Consider the following 23611-nt stretch of genomic DNA (forward strand, 5'->3'; position numbering starts at 1 on the left):
CTCTTTCCCGTTACTTCGCCGCGCTCGCACGCGGCCCCATCAATGTCTCAATCGCGTCGCCGACAACCGGCTGGCGCATAAAATGCTCGCCGATCAGTACGGCTTTCGCGCCTGCTTTCTGAACGAAGGCCAGATCCTCGACGGAAGAAATGCCGCTTTCGCTGACAACCGTCACACCCGCCGGAATTAACTGAATCAGCTCTTCCGTTGTTGCGAGGTCGGTCACGAACGTTTTGAGGTTCCGGTTGTTGATTCCGATGAACGTCGTGTTCAGTTCCAGTGCACGCTCCAATTCTTCACGGTCATGCACCTCAACGAGCGCATCCATGCCGAGGTCCTGGGCCAGCTTCAAAAAGTCTTTCATTTGCGCCGTCGTCAGAATCGCCGCAATGAGTAGAATCGCATCAGCCCCGAGCAATCTGGCCTCGTAAATCTGCTTCGGATCGATTGTAAAATCTTTCCGCAGCAGCGGTACTCTCACCGCTTGGCGAACTGCCTGTAAGTAAGCGTTGCTGCCTTGAAAATAATCCACATCCGTCAGCACGGAGATGCAGTCGGTTCCAGCCTCCGCATACGATTTGGCAAGCTCAACAGGTTCAAAATCCGGCCGAATCAATCCTTTGGACGGCGACGCTTTCTTCACTTCCGCGATCAGGCCCATGGCCCGGTTCCGGCCGGAAGACAAGGCCCGTTCAAAGCCTAGGCAAGGCGGAAGCTGAGCGATTTGCTTCTCCGCTTCCGCAATGGAAAAGTTCTGCATCGCCTCGACCTCCAGGCGTTTGGTGGCAACAATTTTATCAAGAAACATGGCTCAGTTCTCCTGTATATTGAATAAGTTCGTTCAATTTGGCTTCCGCTTTGCCGGAGTCGATCACATTCGAAGCGAGTTTGACGCCCTGCTGCATCGTGCCGACAAGCCCCGTCACATAGAAGCAAGCCGCAGCATTAGCCAGCACGATATCGCGATGAGGCCCTTTCTCCCCAGCGAAAATGTGACGAATGATTTCCGCGTTCAGCTGCGCATCGCCGCCAGCGACATCCTTGATGCTGTGCGCGCGTAAACCCAGGTCGTCCGGTGTAATTGAATACGTGGCGATCGTATCGTTCTTGAGTTCGGTCACTTTGGTCGGCGCCGAAATGCTGAATTCATCCAGCCCGTCTTCACTCGCAACGACCAGCGCGCGTTTGAGGCCCAGCGCTTGCAGCGACTGCGCGATCAGTTCCGTTTTCTCCCGATCAAACACACCTAGCACTTGACGGTCGGCGCCTGCCGGGTTCGTCAGCGGCCCGATCAAGTTGAATACCGTACGGAAGCCGAGCTCGCGTCTAGGCGCTGCCACGTGCTTCATCGATTGATGGAACGATTGGGCGAACATGAAGCAAATGCCCGCGCGTTCCAGACATTTGGCCGCTTGCTCGCCGGTCAGCGTAATATTAACGCCCAGCGCTTCCAACACGTCGGCGCTGCCGCTTTTGCTCGACATCGCCCGATTGCCGTGCTTCGCTACGCGAATGCCGCCAGCCGCTGCGATAATGGCCGCCGTTGTCGAGATGTTGAACGTCTCCGCTCCATCTCCGCCGGTGCCGCAGGTATCCAGCAAATCGCTTTGTAGCACATTCATTTGCGCCGCTTTGCTCCGCATCGTCTCGGCGAATCCGGTAATTTCATCCAGCGTTTCGCCTTTGAATCGAAGCGCCGTCAGCAAGCTGCCGATCTGCGCCGGCGTCGCTGCGCCTTCCATAATTTCGGACATGACGCCGCGTGCCTCCTCGCGTGTCAGGTGGCTGCCATTAATCACTTTTCCCAAAGCTTGCTGCATCGTAATCAATCCGCTCATCGTAGTCAATCTCCTTTCTTCCTATGAGTTTACAAAGTAATCTTTGTTGATGTCGCTGACAGGTCTTGGCTCCGGACTGAACATCGCTTCCGCCATCCGAATGGATTTCAGCATCCCCGTCGCCTTATTCACCGTTTCCTGATATTCGTTCTCCGGCACGGAATCCCATACCACGCCTGCGCCCGCTTGCACGTACGCTTTGCCGTTTTTGAAAATAATCGTCCGAATCGTAATGCACGTATCGAGGTTCCCCGAGAAGCCCAGGTACCCGATCGCTCCGGCGTAAGCGCCGCGTGCTTCCGGCTCCAGCTCCGCAATAATTTCCATTGCGCGCAGCTTGGGCGCGCCGGACACTGTTCCCGCTGGCAAGCAGGACAGGAACGCATCGAAGAAGTCTTTATCCTTCGCAATCTTGCCGGACACGTTGGACACGATGTGCATGACGTGCGAGTAGCGCTCAATGTCCATGAACGTGTCGCATTTGACCGTGCCGAATTCGGAAACGCGGCCGATGTCGTTGCGGCCCAGATCGACGAGCATCAGATGCTCCGCTCTTTCTTTCTCGTCGGCGAGCAGCTCTTGCTCCAGCGCAAGATCCTGCTCCGGCGTCTTCCCTCTCGGTCTCGTTCCGGCAATCGGCCGTGTCTCGACTTTGTCTTCTTCGACGCGTACGAGCAGCTCGGGTGACGTGCCGACGACGACTTCGTCGTCCATTTTGAGCACGTACATGTACGGGGACGGATTCATCGTGCGCAACACGCGATACACTTGCAGCGGCGAAACGGTTGTCTCGATTTCAAATCGTTGGGACAAAACGACCTGGAAAATGTCGCCTGCGCGAATATATTCCTTCGCTTTGTTCACATTGGCGATGTACTTTTCCTTCGTCATGTTGGAGCGAATTTCGCCAAGCTCAGGCTCCTTCACAATCGGATTGTGCGTCATCGTATCCGCGCTCATCGGGCGCTTGATTTTCTCGATTGTCGCGTCAATCTTCTCGCAAGTGGCTTGATACGCTTCGGCAATATCGGCATCTGTTGCAAACTTCGGAACGTGCACGTTCGCGATGACCATCATCTGCTGTTTGAAATGGTCGAACACGATGACTTGATCGCAGAACATGAATTGAATATCGTTCATTTGCAGATCATCCACCTGATGGGCAGGCAGCTTCTCGTAGTATTGCAGCAAGTCGTATCCGAAGAATCCGACGGCACCGCCCGTAAAGCGAGGCATCCCCGGCAATTGAGGGCTGGAGTAGGACCGCAGGTAGGCTTTCAGGACGTCAATCGGCTTCTCGTCGGTGACTTTGTCGCCCTCATGGGATTCTACCGTCGTTTTTCCATGCTTCGACTTAATCATCAAGAACGGATCGGTGCCGATGAAGGAATAACGAGCCCATTTCACGCCGCCCTCCACACTCTCTAGCAGGAATGCGTGAGGCTCTTGGTATACATGTTGGAACACTCGGATCGGCGTCTCGGTATCGGCCAACAAATGACGCACCACCGGGATTAAATTATAAGTACGGGACAAACGAATCACTTCTTGCAGTTCAGGTGTATACATGGAAACATCCCCTCTCAGTTTGCGAGCTGCCTCATGCGGTGCTCCAAACTCTAATTGAATACAAAAAAACCTCTACCCAGGGTAGAGGTTGACTTTAGTTTCAGTAGACGATGAGGAAGATGCTGAAAAAAAGCGAATCAAACGATATATGCAAACAGACGAACGCCAACTTGGACGCTAGACTGGCATAAAGCGGATATGTGCTTTTCCTCTTCTCAACTCAGCTCTGCTCTACTTCACTAAACTCTGCTCTACTTACCTGCACTCATCTAAATTCACTATACTACCGAGCGGCTTCATTTGTCAATTTCACAATATCCGGACGAAGGGCTTTTGCTTCTTTTAAATAAATATGATTGATTTCAGCTTGCGTTTTGGTCGTATTCACTTGCACCATCAAGCGGATGCATTTCGGCAGCGCGCCGGTGATCGGCACTTCAAGGGAACACATTAGCGGCACCAGCTCCCACCCGACTAAGGAACGGATGGCAACGGCCGGAAAGATCGCGGTAATGTCCGCTGTCACCGTAATAAAGACGGAAGCAATGTCTTCCGGACGGAAATCATTCGCTTCAACTATGGCTTGCAGCAGTTCCCCGGTTGCCTGTAAAATTTCGTCTGCCTCGTTATGCTCGACGGTCGTCGCGCCGCGAATTCCCCTTACAAACATGTGTCAGCTCTCCCCTTTTAGCATGTCGACAATTTGTCTGACCTGAACGGCGGTGACGTCCTTGCGGATCTCGACTTTGCCGATTTCCGTCGGAATGATGTACACCATCGTGCCTTCCTTAAACTTCTTGTCATGCATCATTGCGCTCATAATCTCATCGGAATCGAGATGTGGCGGAATCGTTACCGGCAACCCGAATTTTTCAAAAATACGTTTGGTTACAGTATGTATCTCCTCGCTGTACCCGAACTGCTGCGCCAACTTCGCTGCGCCGACCATGCCGATGGCGATCGCTTCGCCATGCAGCAGCTCGCCGTAGCCTGCGACCGCTTCCAACGCATGGCCAATCGTATGGCCGAGGTTCAAAATCGCGCGCAGGTCGTTCTCCCGTTCGTCCTGCGAGACAACCTTGGCTTTGACTTCGCAGCCGATATACAGCGCGTAGCTGAGCGCTTCCGGGTCTAAAGCCAAGAGCTTCGCTGCGTTTTCATCGCACCACTGCGTGAAAGCGGCATCCCAGATCAAGCCGTGCTTGATCACTTCCGACAGCCCTGCCTTCACTTCGCGCGGCGGCAGTGAGAGCAGGAGGTCGATGTCGAACAGGACCAGCTCCGGTTGGTGAAACGCCCCAATGATGTTCTTCGCCATCGGGTGATTGACCGCGACCTTGCCACCGACGGAACTGTCGTGAGCAAGGATGGTCGTCGGGATCTGCACGAAGCGGATCCCGCGCATAAAGCTCGCCGCCGCGAAGCCGGCGAGATCGCCGACCACGCCCCCGCCAAGCGCAACGATCGCCGAAGAGCGATCGAGGCCGGCCTGTAGGGCGGCGGTGACGATTCCCTCGAGCTGCGCGAGGGATTTGGACGTTTCGCCTGCGGGCACGACGCAGGCAGTGGCGGCGTAGCCGCCTTCACGGAGCAGCGACAGCACGCGCTCCAGGTGCAGAGCCGCCACCGACTCATCGGTGACGATCAGGAGCAGCGATTTGCGGCTGAGCTTCGCGCGGTCGAACAGTGCCGTAATCTGGGCCACGATCCCTTGGCCGATATAAATAGGATAAGAGCGCTCGCCTAGCTCTACGGTCAGTTCTCTCATACTAGTAGCTCTCCACTTGCGCTAGGAAGTTGTTCAGGTTCGCGCGGATTTCTTCAATGGAATCGCCGCCGAACTTGTCCAGGAATGCATTCGCCACTTCCCAGGCGATGACGTTTTCCATAATAACGCTCGCCGCAGGCACCGCACACGTATCAGAGCGTTCCACTTGCGCCGTGAACACTTCTTTCGTATCGATGTCAACGCTTTGCAGCGGCTTGTACAGCGTAGAGATCGGCTTCATGACGCCGCGCACGATAATTTGCTCGCCAGTCGTCATGCCGCCTTCAAAGCCGCCTGCGCGGTTTGTTCTACGGCCGAAGCCTTTGTCTTCCGAGTACAGAATTTCGTCGTGCACGTTGGAGCCTCTGCGCTCCGCCGCTTCGAAACCGATCCCGAATTCCACGCCTTTGAACGCTTGAATCGAAAGCACCGCTTGCGCAATTTTCCCGTCCAGCTTACGATCCCATTGCACGTGGCTGCCGAGGCCCACAGGTACGCCTTCAATGATCACTTCCACGATACCGCCCAGGGTATCGCCGTCATCTTTTGCTGCATCGATAGCCGCGATCATTTGCGCTTCCGCTTCCTTGTCCACGACCCGAACCGGAGACGCTTCCGTTACAGCAATCAGTTCGTCGAGCGGCAGTTCTTGACGCTTCGCTTCCACATCGCCGATGCGGATGACTTGTCCAGCAACTTTAATTCCGAACTCAGCGAGCAGTTGGCGGGCAACTGCGCCTGTCGCTACACGCATCGTCGTCTCGCGCGCGCTGGATCTCTCCAGAATGTTGCGCAAATCTTTCTGATTATATTTGAGACCGCCATTCAGATCGGCATGTCCAGGGCGCGGACGGTTCACGCGGCGTTTGCCTTCGTTGTCCTCTTCCACGGACTCAATGCCCATAACAGTTGTCCAGTGTTTCCAGTCGTTATTGACAACTACCAGCGCGATCGGAGCACCCGTTGTTTTGCCGTGACGCACGCCGCCGACAATTTGCGCGGTATCTTTTTCAATCTGCATGCGACGGCCGCGGCCATACCCTAGCTGACGTCTATGTAATTGATGATTCAATTCTTCAAAGTTAATGGTGACATTGCTTGGAAATCCTTCAATGATCGCAGTAAGCTGCGGTCCATGGGTTTCCCCTGCTGTTAAATATCTCACTATGGATGACCTCCTAAAATAGTACGAAGACTTCTTCGTATCCAAGAACGTTCTGCCCTGCGGCAGCAATGGCACGAACACTTTAGCGCTTTGACGCGCGATTATTTTTTCCATTATAGTATAGGTCCTCAGGTTTGGCAACAACACAAATGCAAAAACACGCCCCGGCATCAGGGAATTTCCCCTATGCCAAAGCGTGTCATCTTCTCGTTCGAAGCCAAGATTAGCCGTGCATCGGCTGCTTATGGATCAATCTTGGCAGTTCACTTAGCTGCGGATCGCTCATCAAACCCGCAATTTGGGACGTATCGACGCCGAGAATTTGCGCACATTCCTGAATCGACAGCATGCCTCTGCGATAAGCCGTAATCACCTTGCGTTTATCCATGTTAGCCCCCTAAGCTGTACCCTTGCAGCAACGATATGCAATGGTCTGCGTGCCGCAACGTTCTACATCTTAGTATTGGAAATTTTGGAAGTTCTTATACCCCTTTCTTGCGATAAAAGAACGTATCCGCCGCTTCGAGGTCGTACTGCGCAGGCGAGAAAATTTGCTCGGTCGAGCCAACAAACAGCAAGCCACCCGGTTTTAGCGCTTTAGCAAACTTTTGATATAGCACATGTTTGGCTTCTTCCGTAAAATAAATGATCACGTTCCGGCACACGATCAAGTCGTACCCGGTGTCAAAGGTGTCGACCAGCAAGTTCTGCTTCTTGAATTTGACGGCTCTCTTCAATTCATCCGACACATGGAACATGAGCTGCTCCTGGCGAAAATATTTCTTCACATACTTCTCAGGCACATCTCTGACCGAACGGTCCAGGTATAACCCTTTGCGTGCCTTCTCCAGCGCCCCATCGTCAATATCGGTCGCATGCAGCGTCGCTTCCTGCAGCGCGCCTTGCTCCGCCAGAATCATTGCCAGCGTATACGGCTCTTCGCCGGTCGAGCACGCTGCACTCCACACTTTGAGCCGTCGGTTCTTGCGCAGCATCTCCGGCACGAATTTCTGCTCAACAATTTCCCAGCGGTTCGGATTGCGCCAGAATTCGGAGACGTTGATCGTCATACGATCCAGAAACTCGTAGAACAGCTCCTTATCTTTCATCATTGCTTCAAAAAAGGCAACGAACGTCGTATATCCGCGTTTCATACGCAGCGTCGTTAACCGGCGTTTCATTTGCGCTTCTTTGTAGAGGGCAAGATCAATGGACGTGTGGTCCTTAATCTTTTTAATAAAACTTAGAAAATCCTGATCTTCCATGTTGTCCTCCACCTTGCACATAGTCTACTGCATACATTCTGTGGAGGCCTTGCAATTTCCTTCATAGAAAATGAAAAGAACCTTTCCAAATAGAAAGGTTCCCGGTTGCGCCCGACTAGATCCAAGGCTGTACATTTTTCTCATATTTCATGATTTCCTCTGGTCGGAAGAAATTATTAATTTCCCGCTCTGCGCTTTCCGGCGAGTCGGAGCCGTGAATCAGGTTCAATCTCGTATGTACCGCGAAATCTCCGCGAATTGTGCCTGGCGCCGCTTCCAGCGCATTCGTTTTGCCGATCATCGTTCTGGACAGCGTAATCACCTGATCGCCTTCCCAGACCATACCAAACACAGGGCCTGATGTAATAAAGTTGACGAGCAGTTCAAAAAAGTCTTTGCCATTATGCTCGGCATAATGAAACTCCGCCTGCTCCCGCGTAATCAGCATCAATTTACTTCCGACGAGCTGAAAGCCTTTCTGTTCGAAACGCTTGACAATTTCGCCAATTAAACCGCGCTGAACGCCATCCGGTTTGACCATCAAAAAGGTTTGTTCCATCCTTAGGTCTACCTCCTTCTCGTTAATAAGATCGATTACCGATAAAGTGAGCGACTTCGATGAGATCTTTTTTCGCTTGAATGTTCGGCAGCTTGTCCAATGCCGCAATCGCTTTATCGAGATATCGCTGCGATAACCGATCCGCTTCATCGATGCCGGCGCTGCCTCGGATGATATCCAGGAAACGGCTGACATCCGTTTGTCCATCCAGTTTATGTATTCGATCCAATTCTGTCAATATGTGTGGACGCAGATTCGGGTCCTTCATCGCCAGCAGGACTGGCAGCGTAATGTTGCCTTGCTTCACATCGCTGCCTGGCGGTTTGCCGATCTGCTTCTCCGTTCCGATCAGGTCCAGAATATCGTCTCTGATTTGGAAAGTCATACCAATATTATAGCCAAATGTGTACAATTTATTACTTATCCAGTCCGGGCTGTCCGCCGCCATCGCGCCAAGCTGGCACGAAATCGCGATAAGGAGCGCCGTTTTCCGCCGAATTCGAAGCAAATAGTCGCGAACCGTCTGATCCGTGTTGAAAAAAAAGCGGATCTGCTCCATCTCGCCGATGGACATTTCCACGATCGCCTTGGACATGATTTTATGAACCGCCGGCTTTGGAATATCCGTGATCACGCTGAGCGCTTTGGCGAAAATGTAATCGCCGGTAAACATCGCGATGCGGTTATCCCACTTCGAGCGTACAGTCAGCTGTCCGCGGCGCGTATTGGCATCGTCGATCACGTCATCATGCACAAGCGAGGCCATGTGAATGAGCTCCAGCGGCACAGCGACAAGCTTCATCGTCTGCAGCTTGTACGCGCCGAACTCACCGGCGAGCAACACGAACACCGGCCGAATCCGTTTACCGCCCGCCTTGAGCAAGTGCGTCGAGGTTTCCCGAAGAAGCGGATGATCGCTGTATACGCTCTCCTCCAGCTCTTTTTCAATGGCCGCGACGTCTTTTCTTTTTCTTGCGTATATCTCAATTAAATTTTTCATTCCGTCACCCGTGTTACGTTATTCTCTTCCCATAAACCGATATTGACCGGCTTCGGCAGAAAACCAAGCTCATACGCATACTGATAATATTTGGAGAGCCCGGCACGCTGTTCAGCCGCAAAATCGTAGCATAACGAATGAAAATAATGATGCCAATACTGAGGCGTCCCGCCAACCTTCTCCTGCGCTTCGCGGATCATGCTATCCGGGTTCGCGTGAGCCATTTCCTTGCTTTTTTTGAAGGCCGCGTAGATGTCCGCAATCAGTGCAGGATGCTTGCGGATTACTTCTTTGCGAATCGCCCACACCGCGAACGTCATCCATTGTCCGGTCCATTTCGCCCATTCTTGCCCAAGATCCGTAATCATATACCTTGGATCCCGCCAGCTTTCCTTAATCGCATCATCGCCGATCAGCAGCGCGCCATCCGCATTCTTCATCATTTCATCCAGATTCGGCTTCTGCGTCGAATACGTCGGTTTGCCGCCGTAGAACTTCTCTACAATGATTTTCAGCAAATTAATCGACGTCTCGGATGTGGAAGGCAGCACAATATGTCCGTTTACAATCTCGCGTAGCGGCTTCTCATGAAACAGGAGAATCGAGTTGACTTCGCCGAACGCGCTAACAGATAGATCCGGGTACAGCACATACTCTTCGAAATGTTCGCCAAACGAGAAGGACGAGATCGGCCCCATGTCAATGCTGCCTTCGGCCATCGCTTTATTCAAGGAACTGGGCACCTGTTCGATAATGTCCACTTCCGGAATGTTCATCAGCTGCGGAAAATAGTAATAGATCGGCCATACATTCGTGTAATTAATGCGGCCAATGCGAATTTTAGGGTCTAGGTTGCTCATTGTTCTCTCCCCATCTGCGGTACAAGGAATGCTCAATGTCCATGCTGTCCATGACTTTGCCTACCATAAAATCGATCATGTCCTCCAAGGACGCCGGACGATTGTAGAAAGCCGGCATCGCCGGAATCATGCGAACCCCCATTCTGGCGAGCGTCAGCATATTTTCCAAATGAATGGCGTGCAGCGGCGTTTCCCTTGGCACCATAATTAGTTTTCTGCCTTCTTTTAACATCACGTCGGCCGTACGTTCCAGCAAATTATCCGATGCGCCGCGCGCGATTCCCGAAAGTGTGCCCATCGAGCACGGGATCACAACCATCCCTTTCGTTCGAAACGAACCGCTCGCAACCGTCGCGCCGATATTCGCAATCGGATGATATTCGTACTTGCCTTTTCTTCCTCCAAAATGCTTCTCCAATTCGTCCTGCCGTTTGCTGGCCGACCAATCCAGCTCGTCCTGGAGCACTCGCCAGCCTGCATCCGTTACGATGAGATGAACGTCATAGGCCATGTCCAGCAGCACTTGAACGAGCCGCACGCCGTATTGCGCACCGCTCGCCCCCGTTAAACCAATTACCCAATTTCCGCTCATAGGTGTGGACTCACCAACACATCAAGCAGAGTAAAAGCAAACATCACTAGACTGAGAATACCGTTCATCGTAAAGAATGCAGTGTTCAGCTTGGACAAGTCCTGCGGCGAGACAAGACGGTGTTCTTTATACAGAATGACATAGGCGATCACGAGGCCAAGCAAATAGAACCAGCTCAGATGCGTCATGAAAAATAACGTCACCAAGCCAACCGCTGTCAGCGCGTGCAGGACACGCGCCGTGTTCAACGCCGCTTTGATGCCGAAACGGCTTGGCAGCGAGTACAGGCCTTCTTTGCGATCGAAATCAGCATCCTGGCAAGCGTAGATCAAGTCAAAGCCAGCACTCCAGCACACGACAGTCAAGTAGAAAATGACCGACGACCACGTGAACTCGCCTGTCACAGCAATCCAGCCGCCCAGCGGCGCAAGACCGAGTGTCAAGCCTAAAACGAAGTGGCATGTCCAAGTAAATCTTTTAGTATAGGAATAGAACACAAGGAAAAACACTGCAATCGGCAGCAGCTTCATCGAAAGCAAGCTGAGATGCGACGTCGCCCAGAATAACAACAAGAACGAGATAACGATATAAATGATAACTTGCGGCACGCTGATGAGTCCGGCTGGAATCGCCCGGCCCGCTGTCCGCGGATTTTTTTTATCGATCGCTTGGTCAATGACCCGATTGAGCGACATCGCAGCTGTTCGAGCCCCCACCATTGCGAGGGTAATCCAACCGATCTGCGCCCAGCTTGGCAGCTGGTCTTTCAGCACGACCGACCCCAGGATCGCGCCCATGAACGCAAAAGGCAGCGCAAACACGCTGTGCTCAAACTTGATCATTTCCAAAAATATTTTTAGTTTCGTAAACATAGCTGACTACACTCCTGATTCTGTTTTGCCTTTTGTGCCGATATGCAGCGCCGCGACCCCGCCTGTCAACGGATAAGCTTGTACTTGCTCAAGCCCGTTCTTGGCAAAAATCGCCGCAAGCTGCTTATGATCGGGGAAGCTGACCAGTGACTCCGGCAACCATTTATATTGCTCGTAGCTCTTCACGAGAATTTTCCCCAAGAACGGCAGCACCCTCTGAAAATAAAAATAATAAATCGACTTAAACGGCTGCCACGTCGGCTTGGACAATTCAAGGGAAACGACGAGCCCTCCCGGTTTCACAACACGCCTCATCTCGCGAATAACCTGCTCGAGATCCGGCACGTTCCGCAGCGCAAACCCGATTGTCGCGTAGTCGAACGTGTTATCCTCGTACGGCAGCTGCATCGCATTGCCTTGAACGAGCTCGATCTGCTTCTCCAAATGCAGCTCCTTGATTTTGCGCTCGCCGACATCCAGCATGTTCTGGCTGAAGTCCAGTCCGATCATCCGCCCCGTACCGCTGGCCTGCGCCAGGGAAATGGTCCAATCGCATGTGCCGCAGCACAGATCGATCGCCGTTTGCCCCGGCCTCACGTTCATCTTGCGCATCGTAAACTTGCGCCACGCTTTGTGTCTGCGAAAGCTAAGAATACTGTTCATTAAGTCGTACTTGGGCGCAATACTCTCAAAAACGCCGTGCACAAACTCTTCTTTCGATTTTTTCTTCGTACTCACATTCGATTTCATTGCAGTCATATCGGACTCTCCTCAAATTTCTTCCAGTACTTTCGGCTGTTTCCCTGTGATTCGCTGGAACGGCTCGCTTATGTGAAAGAGTTCACTAATAAGCTTATCCGATGAAAGCAGCTTCACTGCGGCATGGAATTGCTCCGTCTGTACGCGAAGCAGCTCAACAAGCTGGGAAGTAATTTGATGCTTGTTCAGCAGCGTCCGAACCTTCGCCGGATCGAGCTGATCCTGCTGCAATTGCTTGCGCTCATCCTTGGCTCCGTGCTGAAGAATATGCCAAAAGCCCCAGCTGCCCTTGAAATTGGCAATTGATTCCGATCGAAAAATTTCTTCGAGCAACTGCTCGCATCTCGCGTAGCTGCGCATAATTTGCGGCCATGCATGTCCGTGCGCTTCGTTCAAAATTTCCGAAAACGACAAAAACAGCTGAGATTTAATTTCCACCATATGGTGAAGGTAATCTTCTGCCGTCAGTTTAAGCTGCTTCATTTTCGTATACACGTTCATCTTGACACGGTTCACTTCACAGATGGCGCTGGAAAGCTGCTTAATCATCTCAATTTGACCTGCTCCCGCCAGCAGGTTGTAGAAACGCGAACTGAAATAATCCCCGGCCAGCACTTTGAGCTGCCGTGATCTCGCGGCTTTCTTCTCCTTGACGTCGTTGGTCACCGTGACCAAGTCATGTGTATCCAGACCCAATTGAACAAGCGATGCCGCTAAAGTAAAAAGCTCGCTGGACGCGCGAAATTTACTGTATTCGTTCAAGAAGGCGAACAGCAAACGCGTACGCATTTCTGGAAACTCCGGCAAATCCGTGTGAATTTGAATCATGTCGTATTCTGTGTACTGCTTGGCGATCTCTGGGATCCGATAAGAATTCATGCAAAAGCCTCCGTAGCCGTGTGCCAAATATCTTCGTCTATGCTCGATTACCTCAATTCAAATCATTATATCATAACACGGAAACGGAAGCACATAATTATAGCGGATATTTTTGCTGCCACTTGGATGTGTAGGTGATCCGAAACCGATTTTGCAGCTCCTGCTCGAGTTGAATGAGACTGAGGTCGCCGGCACGCTTCTCCATATCTTTTCCAAACTCACGTTGCGCAACCATGGCAAGCACAAGCTGAGAAGATGCCGCATCAGAGCCGCTGGAATAATCCATAACGCGCACGAAAACTTGATCGATGTTTTTCGTCTGATTCAGCATCGCTTGCGAGAGTGTATACAGATCGCGATAGACTGTGACTGTATCGGCGTTTTTCGGAAGGCTGAGGTCGAGAGAGAGCCGCGACATGCTGAGCTCGACTTTGCGTATGCGCATCTGCAGCGGAACCTGCACGAGCATATCCGCCAAATTATTATCCGTCAGCTGGCCGCCGCGGTGGCTCGACCACGTATATGGAGAGCTGCTCGCCGTATTCAGCTCCATCTTGGACAGCATGGAAAGCCCCAGCGCCATCGCCGTGGAAATTCCGATCGTCAGAACAATACGCATGGTCCACTTCATGTCCCTACCTCCTTGTCCTCGCTTGCAGGATACGCCCGCATAACAAGCCCTATACACCATTGTACAAAGAAAAAAAGCAGGCTATGCCTGCTTTGTCCGCTTATCCTGCGATTATTATTCTTCCGTATCCACAATGCCGTATTTCGTCATAATGACGGCCTTGCCTCTGACCTTGACCGCGGAGGTATGCTCAGTGAATTGCGCGATCATCACTTCGCCTTTATCCAGCTTCTCGGTATGATGAAACCGCGTATCCTGCCCGCGCGTCAAGCCGATGACATGCACGCCGTTGTCTTTGGCTTTGATCACGAAATATTCGTTGCCATTCGCATTCATTTGATTCGTTTTATTCGATTGATCCATCGTAATCCTCCGTTCTTCCCTCACACAGACGCTTATGCTAATGATGCCAAAAAAAGGCGTCTAAAGTCAACCTGATCTTGTGAAAAGCCGCCTTACCCCATCTTAGATTGAGGCTTTGGCCGATGCGGAAGGACGTTTGGCTGCGTAAAAGCGTTTGAATTTGGCCGGCAGCGCCCGGTTCGTAGCCACCCGAATCAGCAAATCGGACAGCTTCACAGTGCCGTAGGCGAACAGCATGCCTGCGAACACATCGATGAGCCAGTGGATTTGCAGATACAAGGTTGAAAAGATGATCGACGCACAGTAGGTCACCATCATCGTCTTGAAAATGCGATCCTTCTCCCGCAGCGCCAGCAGCAGCATCGCAAAGGAAATCGACGTATGCATGCTTGGGAAGCAGTTCATCACCGCAACCAGCAGCGAGTTCTCATCCGCAAACACGCGGTGCAGCAGATCCGGCTGCTTGTTCACGTACCAGACCTCGTGCAGCAGAATCAAGTTGTAGAACGGCAAAATGAGCGGAAATTGCAGCATGTGGCCTGACAGTGCATACGACAGCATTTTTTTGATGCTGCGCGTCCAGAAGCTGCGGACGATACAAATCCAGAGCGAGAGTACGAAACCGTAATTATAAATCCAAACCATCGCGCGATCCAGAAACGGATTGGCGATCCATCTTGCCCAGCCGCCGGTATTCAGCGGGATCGCGTTCATGTATGAATCCCAGTGCCATGGATGACGGTTATTCTCAAACATCCAGTTCGCAATTTTCCACCAGAAGCCGTTGCCTGTGCCATAGAAGTAATAAAAGACGCCAAGCAGTGGAATGCCAAACAGAAAAAAGCGCTTCCAATCCACATCAATTTGGTCCCTGCGAACGCCAAGCAAGCAGATCAGCAGCAGCAGCCAGCACTCGGAGCTCCAGTTGCCGACAGTCCCGATCCGCCAAATCAGGAAAATCGAAGCGATCGTGCCATACATCGTCCAGTCCAATGATTTTACATAGTCAAGCCGCTTTCCACTAATCAATGTTCTTCCCCCATATCTTTCTCTTTGATGCCCGCTTCTTGGACCAAAGAAAAAGACATCGCCCATACGATGTCTTCTTCTAATCGGAGTAACACGATTCGAACGTGCGACCTCACCCACCCCAAGGGTGCGCGCTACCAGGCTGCGCCATACCCCGCCAGATGTAATCTGTTGTAATTATAAAATCAGTTGATGAAATTGTAAAGAAATTTCCACCATCATAAAAAAACCGCAACCGCTCGAAAGCGATTACGGCTTTATGCTTATGTAACAAAAATATCGCGAAGTACCCGCAAATTATTGGATACCGTCTTTCAGCGCTTTGCCTGGTTTGAACGCAGGGATTTTGCTAGCCGGGATTTCGATTTCATCACCAGTCTGTGGGTTACGTCCTTTACGAGCGGAACGTTCACGAACTTCGAAGTTTCCGAATCCAACCAGTTGAACTTTGTCCCCGCTTTGCAGTGCTTCGGAAATTGCGTCAAAAACAGCATCAACTGCTTTCGTTGCATCTTTCTTGGAAAGCTCAGAGGTTTCAGCAACCTTATTAATCAATTCAGATTTATTCATGCCATTCACCTCCCCCTAAGATAAATCTCGCTTCCTGTTACTTCCTGTTTTCACCGTTTCTTCGGAAATTATACATGAACCTCAGAAAAAACGTTGATTTTGCTAGTAAAATAACTTCTTGAAAGCAGACGAATAAATTCATAGTAATATACTTAGTAGTCAATTTCAAGTATCAAATTCCATAATCTGTGTGCAAATCTGCTATTTTACGACAAAAAACACTCTTTCGAGTGTTTTTTAATCGATCTATGGTCAAAGAATAATGGCGATAAGTCCGCCGGAGCCTTCGTTGATGATGCGTCCGAGCGTTTCCTGCAGCTTGTATCTGGCATTGTCCGGCATTTGCGCCAGCTTCCCTTGAATGCCTTCGCGCACGATGGAGTGCAGGGATCTGCCGAAGATGTCCGACTCCCAGATTTTCAGCGGGTTGTCTTCAAAGTCCTGCATCAAGTAGCGCACCAGCTCTTCGCTTTGCTTCTCGGTGCCGATAATCGGCGAGAACTCCGACTCGACATCAACGCGAATCATATGAATGGAAGGTGCAGTCGCCCGCAGTCTCACGCCAAATCTGGAGCCTTGGCGAATGAGCTCCGGCTCATCCAAAGCCATTTCCGCCAGCGTTGGCGGCGCGATGCCGTAGCCGGTCGTTTTAACCATTTCAAGTGCCTCGGCGAACTGATCGTACTCCCGCTTCGCGTGCGTAAAGTCCTGCATCAACTGGAGGAGATGATCCTTGCCGCGAATCTCGACGCCGACAACCTCCATCAGAATGCGGTCGTACAGTTCATCCGGTGCGAAGAGGTCAATTTCGGCAACCCCTTGCCCCATGTTGAGCCCAGCAAGAGCCGCTTTATCGATAAACTCGTAGTCGGCGAACTGGCTTACCACGCGGTCCACGTCGCGCAGACGACGAATATCTTGAACCGTATCCCGCACGGAAGCTTCGAATTGCGAGCGCAGCCAGTGCTTTTCCTCCAGCACCATCACCCAGCTCGGCAGGTTTACATTCACTTCATGCACAGGGAACTCGTAGAGCACCTCACGAAGCACGGAAACCATTTCCTCTTCCCCTGCACTCGCGACGCTCATCGTCACCACAGGCACGTCATAACGGCTTTGCAGTTCGCTGCGCAGTTCCAACGCCGGCTCACTGTTCGGCTTTTGCGAGTTGATGATCACAATGAACGGTTTGCCGACTTCTTTCAGTTCATTAATGACGCGTTCTTCCGCAAGCACATAGGACGAGCGCGGAATATCCGAAATCGTGCCGTCTGTCGTAACGACAACGCCTAATGTTGAATGCTCTTGAATGACTTTGCGCGTTCCGATTTCCGCCGCTTCTTGAAACGGAATCGGCTCATCGAACCATGGCGTATTAATCATGCGAGGTCCGTTCTCGTCTTCATAGCCTTTGGCGCCATCGACTGCATAACCGACACAATCCACAAGGCGAACGTTCACGTTCAGCCCCTCAGCCACAGAGATTTGCACCGCCGTATTCGGAACGAATTTCGGCTCCGTGGTCATGATCGTGCGGCCAGCAGCGCTCTGCGGGAGTTCATCGGTAGCCCGGATCCTATCCGCTTCGCTTTGAATGTTAGGAAGCACTACAGATTCCACAAAACGTTTGATAAAGGTTGATTTGCCTGTGCGGACTGCGCCTACAACCCCCAGGTAAATATCCCCTCCTGTGCGTTCTGCAATGTCCTTAAAGATATCCACTTTCTCCAAGAGAATCCCTCCTACAGTTTGGTCGTCAACTGACGCTAGAGACGGTAACAATTGACTACTCGTACATTCATTTGGACTAGTAAGAAATATATGTACTTTCGATAGAAATATGATAGATGCGAACCAACTTTTTTTCGCTCATATTTTTATGAAGCACACCGGCAGGCAGACGTTCACCTGAACCAAAAACTCACCACATTGAAAGAATATATGATTGCCGCAGAACCGTTATTCTCCCCGCAACAAAAAAACCTTCCTGCTCCAGAGGGAACATAGAAGGTTTATCTATCATCATTTAAGGCTGCGCTACCGGCATTGGCTGGTTGTTCTTCCAGACGTACGCCGTGCTGCGAATCGGTACAAAATAGGATTGTTCAACCAGAATATGGCGCAGATCCTCGCCAGGCTTCAACGTATTCGCCAAGCCGCCGCTTTGCACCACCTGGTTAATATCCATGGCATAATCGATGGACACCTCGCCCGTCTGCTTATTGACGATGTACGAGATAAGGTTTTTCCGATCGTAGACGGACTTGATCTCTTTCGCCTTCAGACCGAGCTTCGTCACATCTACATAATTGAACGACTCATTGATCGCAACGCCCTCAGGTTGATTGCCGCCGTGTTTCACGATGTAATCGTTCATCTTCTGCTGCACGTCGTCGACGCTTTGATAGGCCGATAGATCCATCAGCTTCACCGTCGGCTTCGTCTCGGGGTCCACCAGCACATACATGAAAATACCGCCGCTCTCAAAGCTATTGGCCGGTACTGTGCTTAGTAGATTTGATTTTTGCAGCTTGCCGAAATCAATGACATATTTTTCATATAAAGGCGTATCCATCTCGCTGTTTTTGATCGGAAGCACGCCGGTTTTGTTATGATACGTGTCAATCGCCTGCTGAACCACCGTGATAAATTCACCGGGATTGATCTGATTCTCTTTGCGAAGCTCCTGCGGATACATACACCCACTTATCGTGAGCATGGCCAGCAAGAGCAGCGCGAGCACCGACCACCGTTTGTCTACTCTTCTTTTCAACATGTGTTCATCCTTACTTTTTCTTGTTAAAATAGATCGTCATCCATCGCTTGCCGCGCAAGTTGCGCACGTATGGCCGCTTTCAGCGGATCTTCCGGCACGATGGCCTGCACGGGGCCGATCACACGCGCCTGGCACGCCAGACGCGTTCCGTCGTCCGCCAGCGTGCCGAGCTTCAACCGCTCATTCACATTCATCGGCGCGAGGCCGCTCTGATCATGCACCTGCACCTTGCACATTAAGCAAGCTGCCTTACCGTCGCAGCGCGTCCGAATGTTCACCCGAGCTCTGCGCCCCGCGTCCAGCAGCGTCGTTCCAGCTCTCACGCTGATACGCTTGTCGTCGGGCAGGAAATGCACCTCTGTCCCCTTCATCCGTTCACCTTCTCCGCAGCATGCCGGTTGTTACAGCTTCGCCCCCAGCACTTGCTCCAAATGTTCCATAAAATCGTGGCTCCACGCATTCCTGTGCAATAGGGCGTTTAGCGCGGGCCGGTGTTTCTCCGGATCTGCCATCATCGCCTTCGCAATCGGCTCGTATCGGTCCGGACGCTCGCGCAGTACATTGAAGAGCAGCTCGTGAGCGAGCGGCATGAGGCCGATCTCTACGCCGCTTATCGATACTCGCTGAGCAAGGTGCTCCGCGAGATAGGCGACTTCCACCTGGTAATGGGATGCCATGGCCTTGACTTGGAATTCGCCGACCACTTCAACTGCCGTGCCTTCAATCGCATAATGGCTTAGCTTGGAGGCGTAGATCGGTGACTCGCTGAAGCAAGGCGTATCCATTGCAAACGGCTTTAAGCGCTCATGCACCGGCATGACGGCCGCCTCATCGATATAAATGTCCAGGTCTCTTGGACGTCTGCCGATTTCAACATGTTGCATCAGCAGCCCGCAGCTTCCCCCGATTAACCATGGCAGGCCGTGATCTCGCTGCAGCCTTGTACAAATGACCGAGATCGCAGGGAGAATAGGCTCCAGCAAATCCACAATGCCCACACCTTTCAAACTATCATTTTAAAAATAAGGTTTATGGGTCACGGAAATGTTCCCCTCTTGCTTCACAACGCATTGGCAGGCCAATCGGAAGCCCTGTTCAAGCTCTTCGGGCTCCAACCGATCTTCCTCCGCCTCCGTCGGCAGCGCCAGCAGTTCACGGCCTTCCGCCACATAGCAGCGGCAGCGCGCGCACGTTCCTCGCGTACAGGAGAAACCCCACTCCACATTTTCCTTCAGCGCATGGTCAAGCAGGGTCAGGCCCGTCTCAACGGCAACTTCCTTCTGACCTTTGCGCGTCTTCAATACCAACATTTCGCTTATCCCTCCAGCTAGAACATCGACAGCAGCATAAGGATTATAATCGGAACGAACAGAATAAAGGCGATAAAAGATAAAATCCCGCGCCATACGCCGGTTGTTCTCGTTCTTGCGTAGGTAATGAGCACACAGGCGACAACCATGAGTCCCATGGCCACTAACGAGGCCCACATTTTGTCCATACTTGACATCGTCTTAACTCCTTATGTAACCATTGTAAAAATAGATCACCTGTAAGTATAGCACACAACAAAGAAAAAAGCATAAGGGAAGCTAGCTTCCCTTATGCTTACTTGTTCTTACCTAGCATCATGTTCATCAATTGCTGCATGTTGTTCGTATCGAGCTTGCTGCTCTTCACAGCCTGCACAATATCGTTCACCGTTTCTTCGGATACTTTCACATTGACGAGGCCCGACACTTGCTTGATTAACTGCCGCAATTGCGTCTCGCTTTGCATCGTCGACGGCTTCACGCCGCTCGCCAATTTTTCAATATCTTTCGAGGTCACGGATTTCCCCGTTTTTTTCTTCACCACATTCAGAACGTCTTTCGACAAGTCCTTATTTGCCACTTCTTCCGCCTCCCTATAAATGACAACCACTTATAAGGTATAGTATGAATGCGGAGAAGATCTGGTGTAGGCTACTTCCATCCATTTGTGAGCGTGTCGCTCGGAAGTTCTTCCATTTCATGCGTGCGCACCCGGCCCATGAGATCCATGGCCGCCAGCCGCGGCGATTTATCCTCGAAAAGCACGTTATGTAATTCGCGGGTGATCGGCATCTCCACCTCAAAACGATTCGCCAGCTCATATGCCGCTTTCGTCGTTTTCACACCTTCGACGACCATGCCCATGTCACTAAGCACTTGGCTCAGCGGGATGCCCTGCGCGATCTGGTTGCCCGCCCGCCAGTTGCGGCTGTGTTTGCTGGTGCAGGTGGCGATGAGATCGCCGATCCCCGCCAGACCCGCAAACGTCAGCGGGTTCGCGCCCATCGCCGTGCCAAGGCGGGCGATTTCCGCGAGGCCGCGCGTCACGAGCGCCGCTTTGGCGTTGTCGCCAAAGCTCAGGCCGTCGGTAAGGCCGGCGCCGAGCCCGATAATATTTTTCAGCGCGCCGGCGACTTCGACGCCTGTGACATCCGCATTCGTGTACACGCGGAAATACCCGTTAATGAACAGGTCCTGAGCGGCTTCGGCCGCCTGCAAATCCTGGGCCGCCACGACGACCGTCGTCGGCCGCTTCAGCACCACTTCCTCCGCATGACTCGGTCCGGACAGCACGACAAAACGCGTCGGATCGCACTCCGGCAGCTCTTCCGCCATCACTTCGCTCATGCGTTTGAGCGAGCCTGCTTCGAACCCTTTCGTTGCGTGAATCAGCAGCGCGTCCGCCTTGAGAAACGGCCGAATCTGCGAAGCGACATCCCGCATGCCCGAGGAAGGCACGACCATGACAACCGCGTCGGCATCCTCCACGGCTTCCTGCAAGGAAGAGGTCGCCTTGATAAGCGGCGAAAGCACCACGTCTTTGACATAGCGATGATTCGTATGTTTATCGTTAATTTCCTGCACTTGCTCTTCGTTGCGTGCCCAGAGCAGCACATGCCGTCCGTTTTCCGCCAAGACGGAAGCAAGCGCCGTCCCCCAGCTTCCCGCTACAAGAACCGAAACTTTCTTTAACATAGGATTCCTCCTGACGCATTAAGCTCTTTTCTGACCCAGCTTGTTCTCTTTCCCCTGAATCAGCTTGACAATATTCGTACGATGACGAATGAAGGCGAACACGCAAAGCAGAATGCTAATCCACACAATCGGTACCGGCCGGTCCATTCCCCAAAGCAAGAAAGGTAAGAGAGCTGTAAGAATGAGGGAACCGAGCGAGACGAATCGGGTGACCGCAATAATCACAATCGCCGTGATGCCGGCAATCAGGGTCGGAAGGAACGCCAGGGTCGCCATCACGCCGATCGTCGTCGCAATCCCTTTGCCTCCCCGGAACCCGAAGTACACCGGCCAGTTATGGCCGATAATCGCTGCGAGACCGCAGAGGACGCGAATCCATATATGGTCCGGCCCCGATGCCGCCCATACGCCGAGCAGCACCGCAGCGACGCCCTTAAAGCCGTCCAAAAGGAGCACGAGTATCGCCGGCCCTTTGCCAAGCACACGGAGCGTATTCGTCGCGCCTGCGTTGCCGCTTCCGTGCTTGCGAATGTCGATGCCTTTGAACCATTTGCCAAATAAGTAACTAAAACTGACGGAACCCAGCAAATAACTTGCAACAATGGCAAGGATGGATAGCATTGCGCAACAGCTCCTATTCTTTATCCGATGATTTTCTGCGGCTCAAAATACGAATCGGCGTCCCTTCGAAGCCAAAGGCAGCGCGAATTTTGTTATCGAGATAACGCTCATATGAGAAATGCATGAGCTCCGGCTCGTTCACAAACAGAACGAACACCGGCGGCTTCACGGCAACTTGCGTCGCATAGTTGATTCGCAGGCGTTTGCCTTTATCCGTTGGCGGCGGTGTAAAGGCGACCGCATCGGAGATGACATCGTTCAACAGATGCGTCTGCACGCGAAGCGCATGATTCTCCGCCACTTGCATAATAACCGGCAGCAGCTTGTGCAAGCGCTGCGTCGTCTTGGCCGAGACGAAAACAATCGGAGCATAGCTGAGGAACAAGAAATGATCGCGAATCGTTTGTGTAAAATGCTGCATCGTTTTATCATCTTTTTCCACAATATCCCATTTATTAACAACGATAATAACCGCTTTCCCCGCTTCATGCGCATAACCGGCAATATGCTTGTCTTGCTCAATAATACCGTCTTTGCCGTCAATGACAACGAGGATAACGTCTGCACGTTCAATCGCCTTCATGGCCCGCATCACGCTATACTTCTCCGTGTTCTCGTAAACTTTGCCGCGTTTGCGCATACCGGCTGTGTCTATAATAACAAACTTCTGTCCGTCGCGTTCAAACGGTGAATCAATTGCATCCCGCGTCGTGCCCGCCACATCGCTGACGATGACGCGCTCTTCGCCTAGAATCGCATTAGTCATGGACGACTTCCCGACGTTCGGACGGCCGATCAACGCGAACTTGATCACCTCGTCGCCATACTCCTCGTCCTTTTTGTCCGGGAACAACTGGCATACCGCTTCCAACAAGTCGCCGATGCCGATGCCGTGCGAGCCCGAGATTGCGACCGGATCGCCGAAGCCCAGGGAATAGAACTCATAAATATCGTCCTGCCGCGCCAGATTGTCCACTTTGTTGACGGCGAGGACTACAGATTTCTTCGATCGGAACAGCAGTTGGGCAACCTCTTCATCCGATGGGGTAACGCCCGCTTTGGCGTCGACCATGAACACAATGACGTCGGCTTCTTCAATCGCAAGCTCCGCTTGAACGCGCACGGATTTCATAATCGCGTCTTCGCCGTCAATTTCAATACCACCGGTATCGATGACGGAGAAGGATGTATCTAACCATTCGCCAACGCCGTAAAGACGATCGCGAGTCACCCCTGGTTTATCTTCTACAATCGCAAGCCGATCCCCTACGATTCGATTGAAAATGGTGGATTTGCCGACATTCGGTCGGCCTACAATAGCAAGTACGGGTCTAGCCAATTTCCTTCACTCCTTCGACTTCCATGCTGCCATGGAAAATTACGCAACTTACATCATAACAAAAAAGGAACGACTTGGCTAGGACGTGTCTGAAAACCCGCTCAGGGGCATCTTTCACCNNGTACGCCTTCACAAAAGTTCCTTGCATCGA

29 protein-coding genes and 1 tRNA gene are annotated in these 23611 nt (G+C 52.0%); all 30 read right to left on the reverse strand.

Annotation, left to right across the window (positions count from 1 at the left end):
- Positions 1-10: 10 nt before the first annotated feature.
- Complete coding sequence (gene trpC / locus ABE504_RS06945; RefSeq protein WP_430086316.1) at positions 11-808, reverse strand: indole-3-glycerol phosphate synthase TrpC; 798 nt, start codon at positions 806-808, stop codon at positions 11-13.
- A complete protein-coding gene (gene trpD / locus ABE504_RS06950; RefSeq protein ID WP_430086319.1) occupies positions 798-1838 on the reverse strand; it encodes an anthranilate phosphoribosyltransferase in 1041 nt (346 codons plus the stop codon). Before trpD ends, trpC begins: the two co-directional genes overlap by 11 nt.
- Positions 1839-1859: 21 nt before the next feature.
- Complete coding sequence (gene trpE, locus ABE504_RS06955) at positions 1860-3407, reverse strand: anthranilate synthase component I (protein ID WP_430086322.1); 1548 nt, start codon at positions 3405-3407, stop codon at positions 1860-1862.
- Positions 3408-3690: 283 nt separating this feature from the next.
- Positions 3691-4077 carry a chorismate mutase gene (gene aroH, locus ABE504_RS06960; RefSeq protein ID WP_430086324.1) on the reverse strand — a complete coding sequence of 129 codons (387 nt, stop codon included), beginning with the start codon at positions 4075-4077 and terminating at the stop codon, positions 3691-3693.
- Between the two features lie 3 nt (positions 4078-4080).
- Entirely contained in the window at positions 4081-5175 is a 1095-nt protein-coding gene (gene aroB / locus ABE504_RS06965) for a 3-dehydroquinate synthase (RefSeq protein ID WP_430086327.1), read from the reverse strand.
- Position 5176: 1 nt separating this feature from the next.
- Positions 5177-6340 carry a chorismate synthase gene (aroC, locus tag ABE504_RS06970; protein ID WP_430086330.1) on the reverse strand — a complete coding sequence of 388 codons (1164 nt, stop codon included), beginning with the start codon at positions 6338-6340 and terminating at the stop codon, positions 5177-5179.
- 223 nt (positions 6341-6563) lie between these two features.
- The gene (locus tag ABE504_RS06975) at positions 6564-6728 is read right to left on the reverse strand and encodes a hypothetical protein (RefSeq protein ID WP_164716362.1); all 165 of its coding nucleotides are present in this window, start codon (positions 6726-6728) and stop codon (positions 6564-6566) included.
- A 94-nt stretch (positions 6729-6822) separates the two neighbouring features.
- The gene (locus tag ABE504_RS06980) at positions 6823-7605 is read right to left on the reverse strand and encodes a CheR family methyltransferase (protein ID WP_430086334.1); all 783 of its coding nucleotides are present in this window, start codon (positions 7603-7605) and stop codon (positions 6823-6825) included.
- 115 nt (positions 7606-7720) lie between these two features.
- Entirely contained in the window at positions 7721-8164 is a 444-nt protein-coding gene (gene ndk, locus ABE504_RS06985) for a nucleoside-diphosphate kinase (RefSeq protein WP_430086336.1), read from the reverse strand.
- 22 nt (positions 8165-8186) lie between these two features.
- Positions 8187-9164, reverse strand: a complete 978-nt coding sequence (locus tag ABE504_RS06990) for a polyprenyl synthetase family protein (RefSeq protein WP_430086339.1) — start codon at positions 9162-9164, stop codon at positions 8187-8189.
- The gene (locus ABE504_RS06995; RefSeq protein WP_430086342.1) at positions 9161-10024 is read right to left on the reverse strand and encodes a menaquinone biosynthetic enzyme MqnA/MqnD family protein; all 864 of its coding nucleotides are present in this window, start codon (positions 10022-10024) and stop codon (positions 9161-9163) included. The genes ABE504_RS06990 and ABE504_RS06995 overlap by 4 nt, the downstream gene beginning before the upstream one ends.
- Positions 10005-10616, reverse strand: a complete 612-nt coding sequence (locus tag ABE504_RS07000; RefSeq protein WP_430086345.1) for a UbiX family flavin prenyltransferase — start codon at positions 10614-10616, stop codon at positions 10005-10007. The genes ABE504_RS06995 and ABE504_RS07000 overlap by 20 nt, the downstream gene beginning before the upstream one ends.
- Positions 10613-11488: a UbiA-like polyprenyltransferase gene (locus ABE504_RS07005; RefSeq protein ID WP_430086347.1), complete on the reverse strand. Its 876-nt coding sequence runs from the start codon at positions 11486-11488 to the stop codon at positions 10613-10615. The genes ABE504_RS07000 and ABE504_RS07005 overlap by 4 nt, the downstream gene beginning before the upstream one ends.
- Before the next feature lie 6 nt (positions 11489-11494).
- Positions 11495-12238 carry a demethylmenaquinone methyltransferase gene (locus ABE504_RS07010; protein WP_430087411.1) on the reverse strand — a complete coding sequence of 248 codons (744 nt, stop codon included), beginning with the start codon at positions 12236-12238 and terminating at the stop codon, positions 11495-11497.
- A gap of 21 nt (positions 12239-12259) precedes the next feature.
- Entirely contained in the window at positions 12260-13126 is an 867-nt protein-coding gene (locus ABE504_RS07015; protein ID WP_430086350.1) for a heptaprenyl diphosphate synthase component 1, read from the reverse strand.
- A gap of 97 nt (positions 13127-13223) precedes the next feature.
- A complete protein-coding gene (locus tag ABE504_RS07020; protein WP_430086353.1) occupies positions 13224-13757 on the reverse strand; it encodes a hypothetical protein in 534 nt (177 codons plus the stop codon).
- A gap of 114 nt (positions 13758-13871) precedes the next feature.
- Positions 13872-14093 carry a trp RNA-binding attenuation protein MtrB gene (gene mtrB / locus ABE504_RS07025; RefSeq protein ID WP_126140594.1) on the reverse strand — a complete coding sequence of 74 codons (222 nt, stop codon included), beginning with the start codon at positions 14091-14093 and terminating at the stop codon, positions 13872-13874.
- A 129-nt stretch (positions 14094-14222) separates the two neighbouring features.
- On the reverse strand, positions 14223-15149 hold the full coding sequence (locus ABE504_RS07030) for a phosphatase PAP2 family protein (protein WP_430086356.1): 927 nt from the start codon (positions 15147-15149) through the stop codon (positions 14223-14225).
- 83 nt (positions 15150-15232) lie between these two features.
- Positions 15233-15306 (reverse strand) — tRNA-Pro (locus tag ABE504_RS07035).
- Between the two features lie 140 nt (positions 15307-15446).
- On the reverse strand, positions 15447-15719 hold the full coding sequence (locus ABE504_RS07040) for an HU family DNA-binding protein (RefSeq protein WP_126140548.1): 273 nt from the start codon (positions 15717-15719) through the stop codon (positions 15447-15449).
- A 252-nt stretch (positions 15720-15971) separates the two neighbouring features.
- Entirely contained in the window at positions 15972-17450 is a 1479-nt protein-coding gene (spoIVA, locus tag ABE504_RS07045) for a stage IV sporulation protein A (protein WP_126140549.1), read from the reverse strand.
- A 295-nt stretch (positions 17451-17745) separates the two neighbouring features.
- Positions 17746-18495: a hypothetical protein gene (locus tag ABE504_RS07050; RefSeq protein ID WP_430086359.1), complete on the reverse strand. Its 750-nt coding sequence runs from the start codon at positions 18493-18495 to the stop codon at positions 17746-17748.
- 23 nt (positions 18496-18518) lie between these two features.
- A complete protein-coding gene (locus ABE504_RS07055; RefSeq protein WP_430086362.1) occupies positions 18519-18866 on the reverse strand; it encodes a 2Fe-2S iron-sulfur cluster-binding protein in 348 nt (115 codons plus the stop codon).
- 30 nt (positions 18867-18896) lie between these two features.
- Positions 18897-19484: a nucleotidyltransferase domain-containing protein gene (locus tag ABE504_RS07060; RefSeq protein WP_430086365.1), complete on the reverse strand. Its 588-nt coding sequence runs from the start codon at positions 19482-19484 to the stop codon at positions 18897-18899.
- Between the two features lie 27 nt (positions 19485-19511).
- On the reverse strand, positions 19512-19805 hold the full coding sequence (locus ABE504_RS07065) for a 2Fe-2S iron-sulfur cluster-binding protein (RefSeq protein WP_430086368.1): 294 nt from the start codon (positions 19803-19805) through the stop codon (positions 19512-19514).
- 17 nt (positions 19806-19822) lie between these two features.
- Positions 19823-20002, reverse strand: a complete 180-nt coding sequence (locus ABE504_RS07070) for a DUF2768 family protein (RefSeq protein WP_126140554.1) — start codon at positions 20000-20002, stop codon at positions 19823-19825.
- Positions 20003-20100: 98 nt separating this feature from the next.
- Complete coding sequence (locus ABE504_RS07075; RefSeq protein WP_430086371.1) at positions 20101-20385, reverse strand: stage VI sporulation protein F; 285 nt, start codon at positions 20383-20385, stop codon at positions 20101-20103.
- Between the two features lie 71 nt (positions 20386-20456).
- Positions 20457-21500, reverse strand: coding sequence for an NAD(P)H-dependent glycerol-3-phosphate dehydrogenase (locus ABE504_RS07080; protein WP_430086374.1), 1044 nt, complete (start codon positions 21498-21500; stop codon positions 20457-20459).
- A gap of 18 nt (positions 21501-21518) precedes the next feature.
- Entirely contained in the window at positions 21519-22121 is a 603-nt protein-coding gene (gene plsY, locus ABE504_RS07085) for a glycerol-3-phosphate 1-O-acyltransferase PlsY (protein ID WP_430086376.1), read from the reverse strand.
- A gap of 13 nt (positions 22122-22134) precedes the next feature.
- Positions 22135-23460 carry a ribosome biogenesis GTPase Der gene (gene der, locus ABE504_RS07090; protein WP_430086379.1) on the reverse strand — a complete coding sequence of 442 codons (1326 nt, stop codon included), beginning with the start codon at positions 23458-23460 and terminating at the stop codon, positions 22135-22137.
- Positions 23461-23611: the final 151 nt, after the last annotated feature.

Origin of the sequence: Paenibacillus oryzisoli (assembly GCF_050467285.1) — a bacterium.
Classification (GTDB): domain Bacteria; phylum Bacillota; class Bacilli; order Paenibacillales; family NBRC-103111; genus Paenibacillus_E; species Paenibacillus_E oryzisoli_A.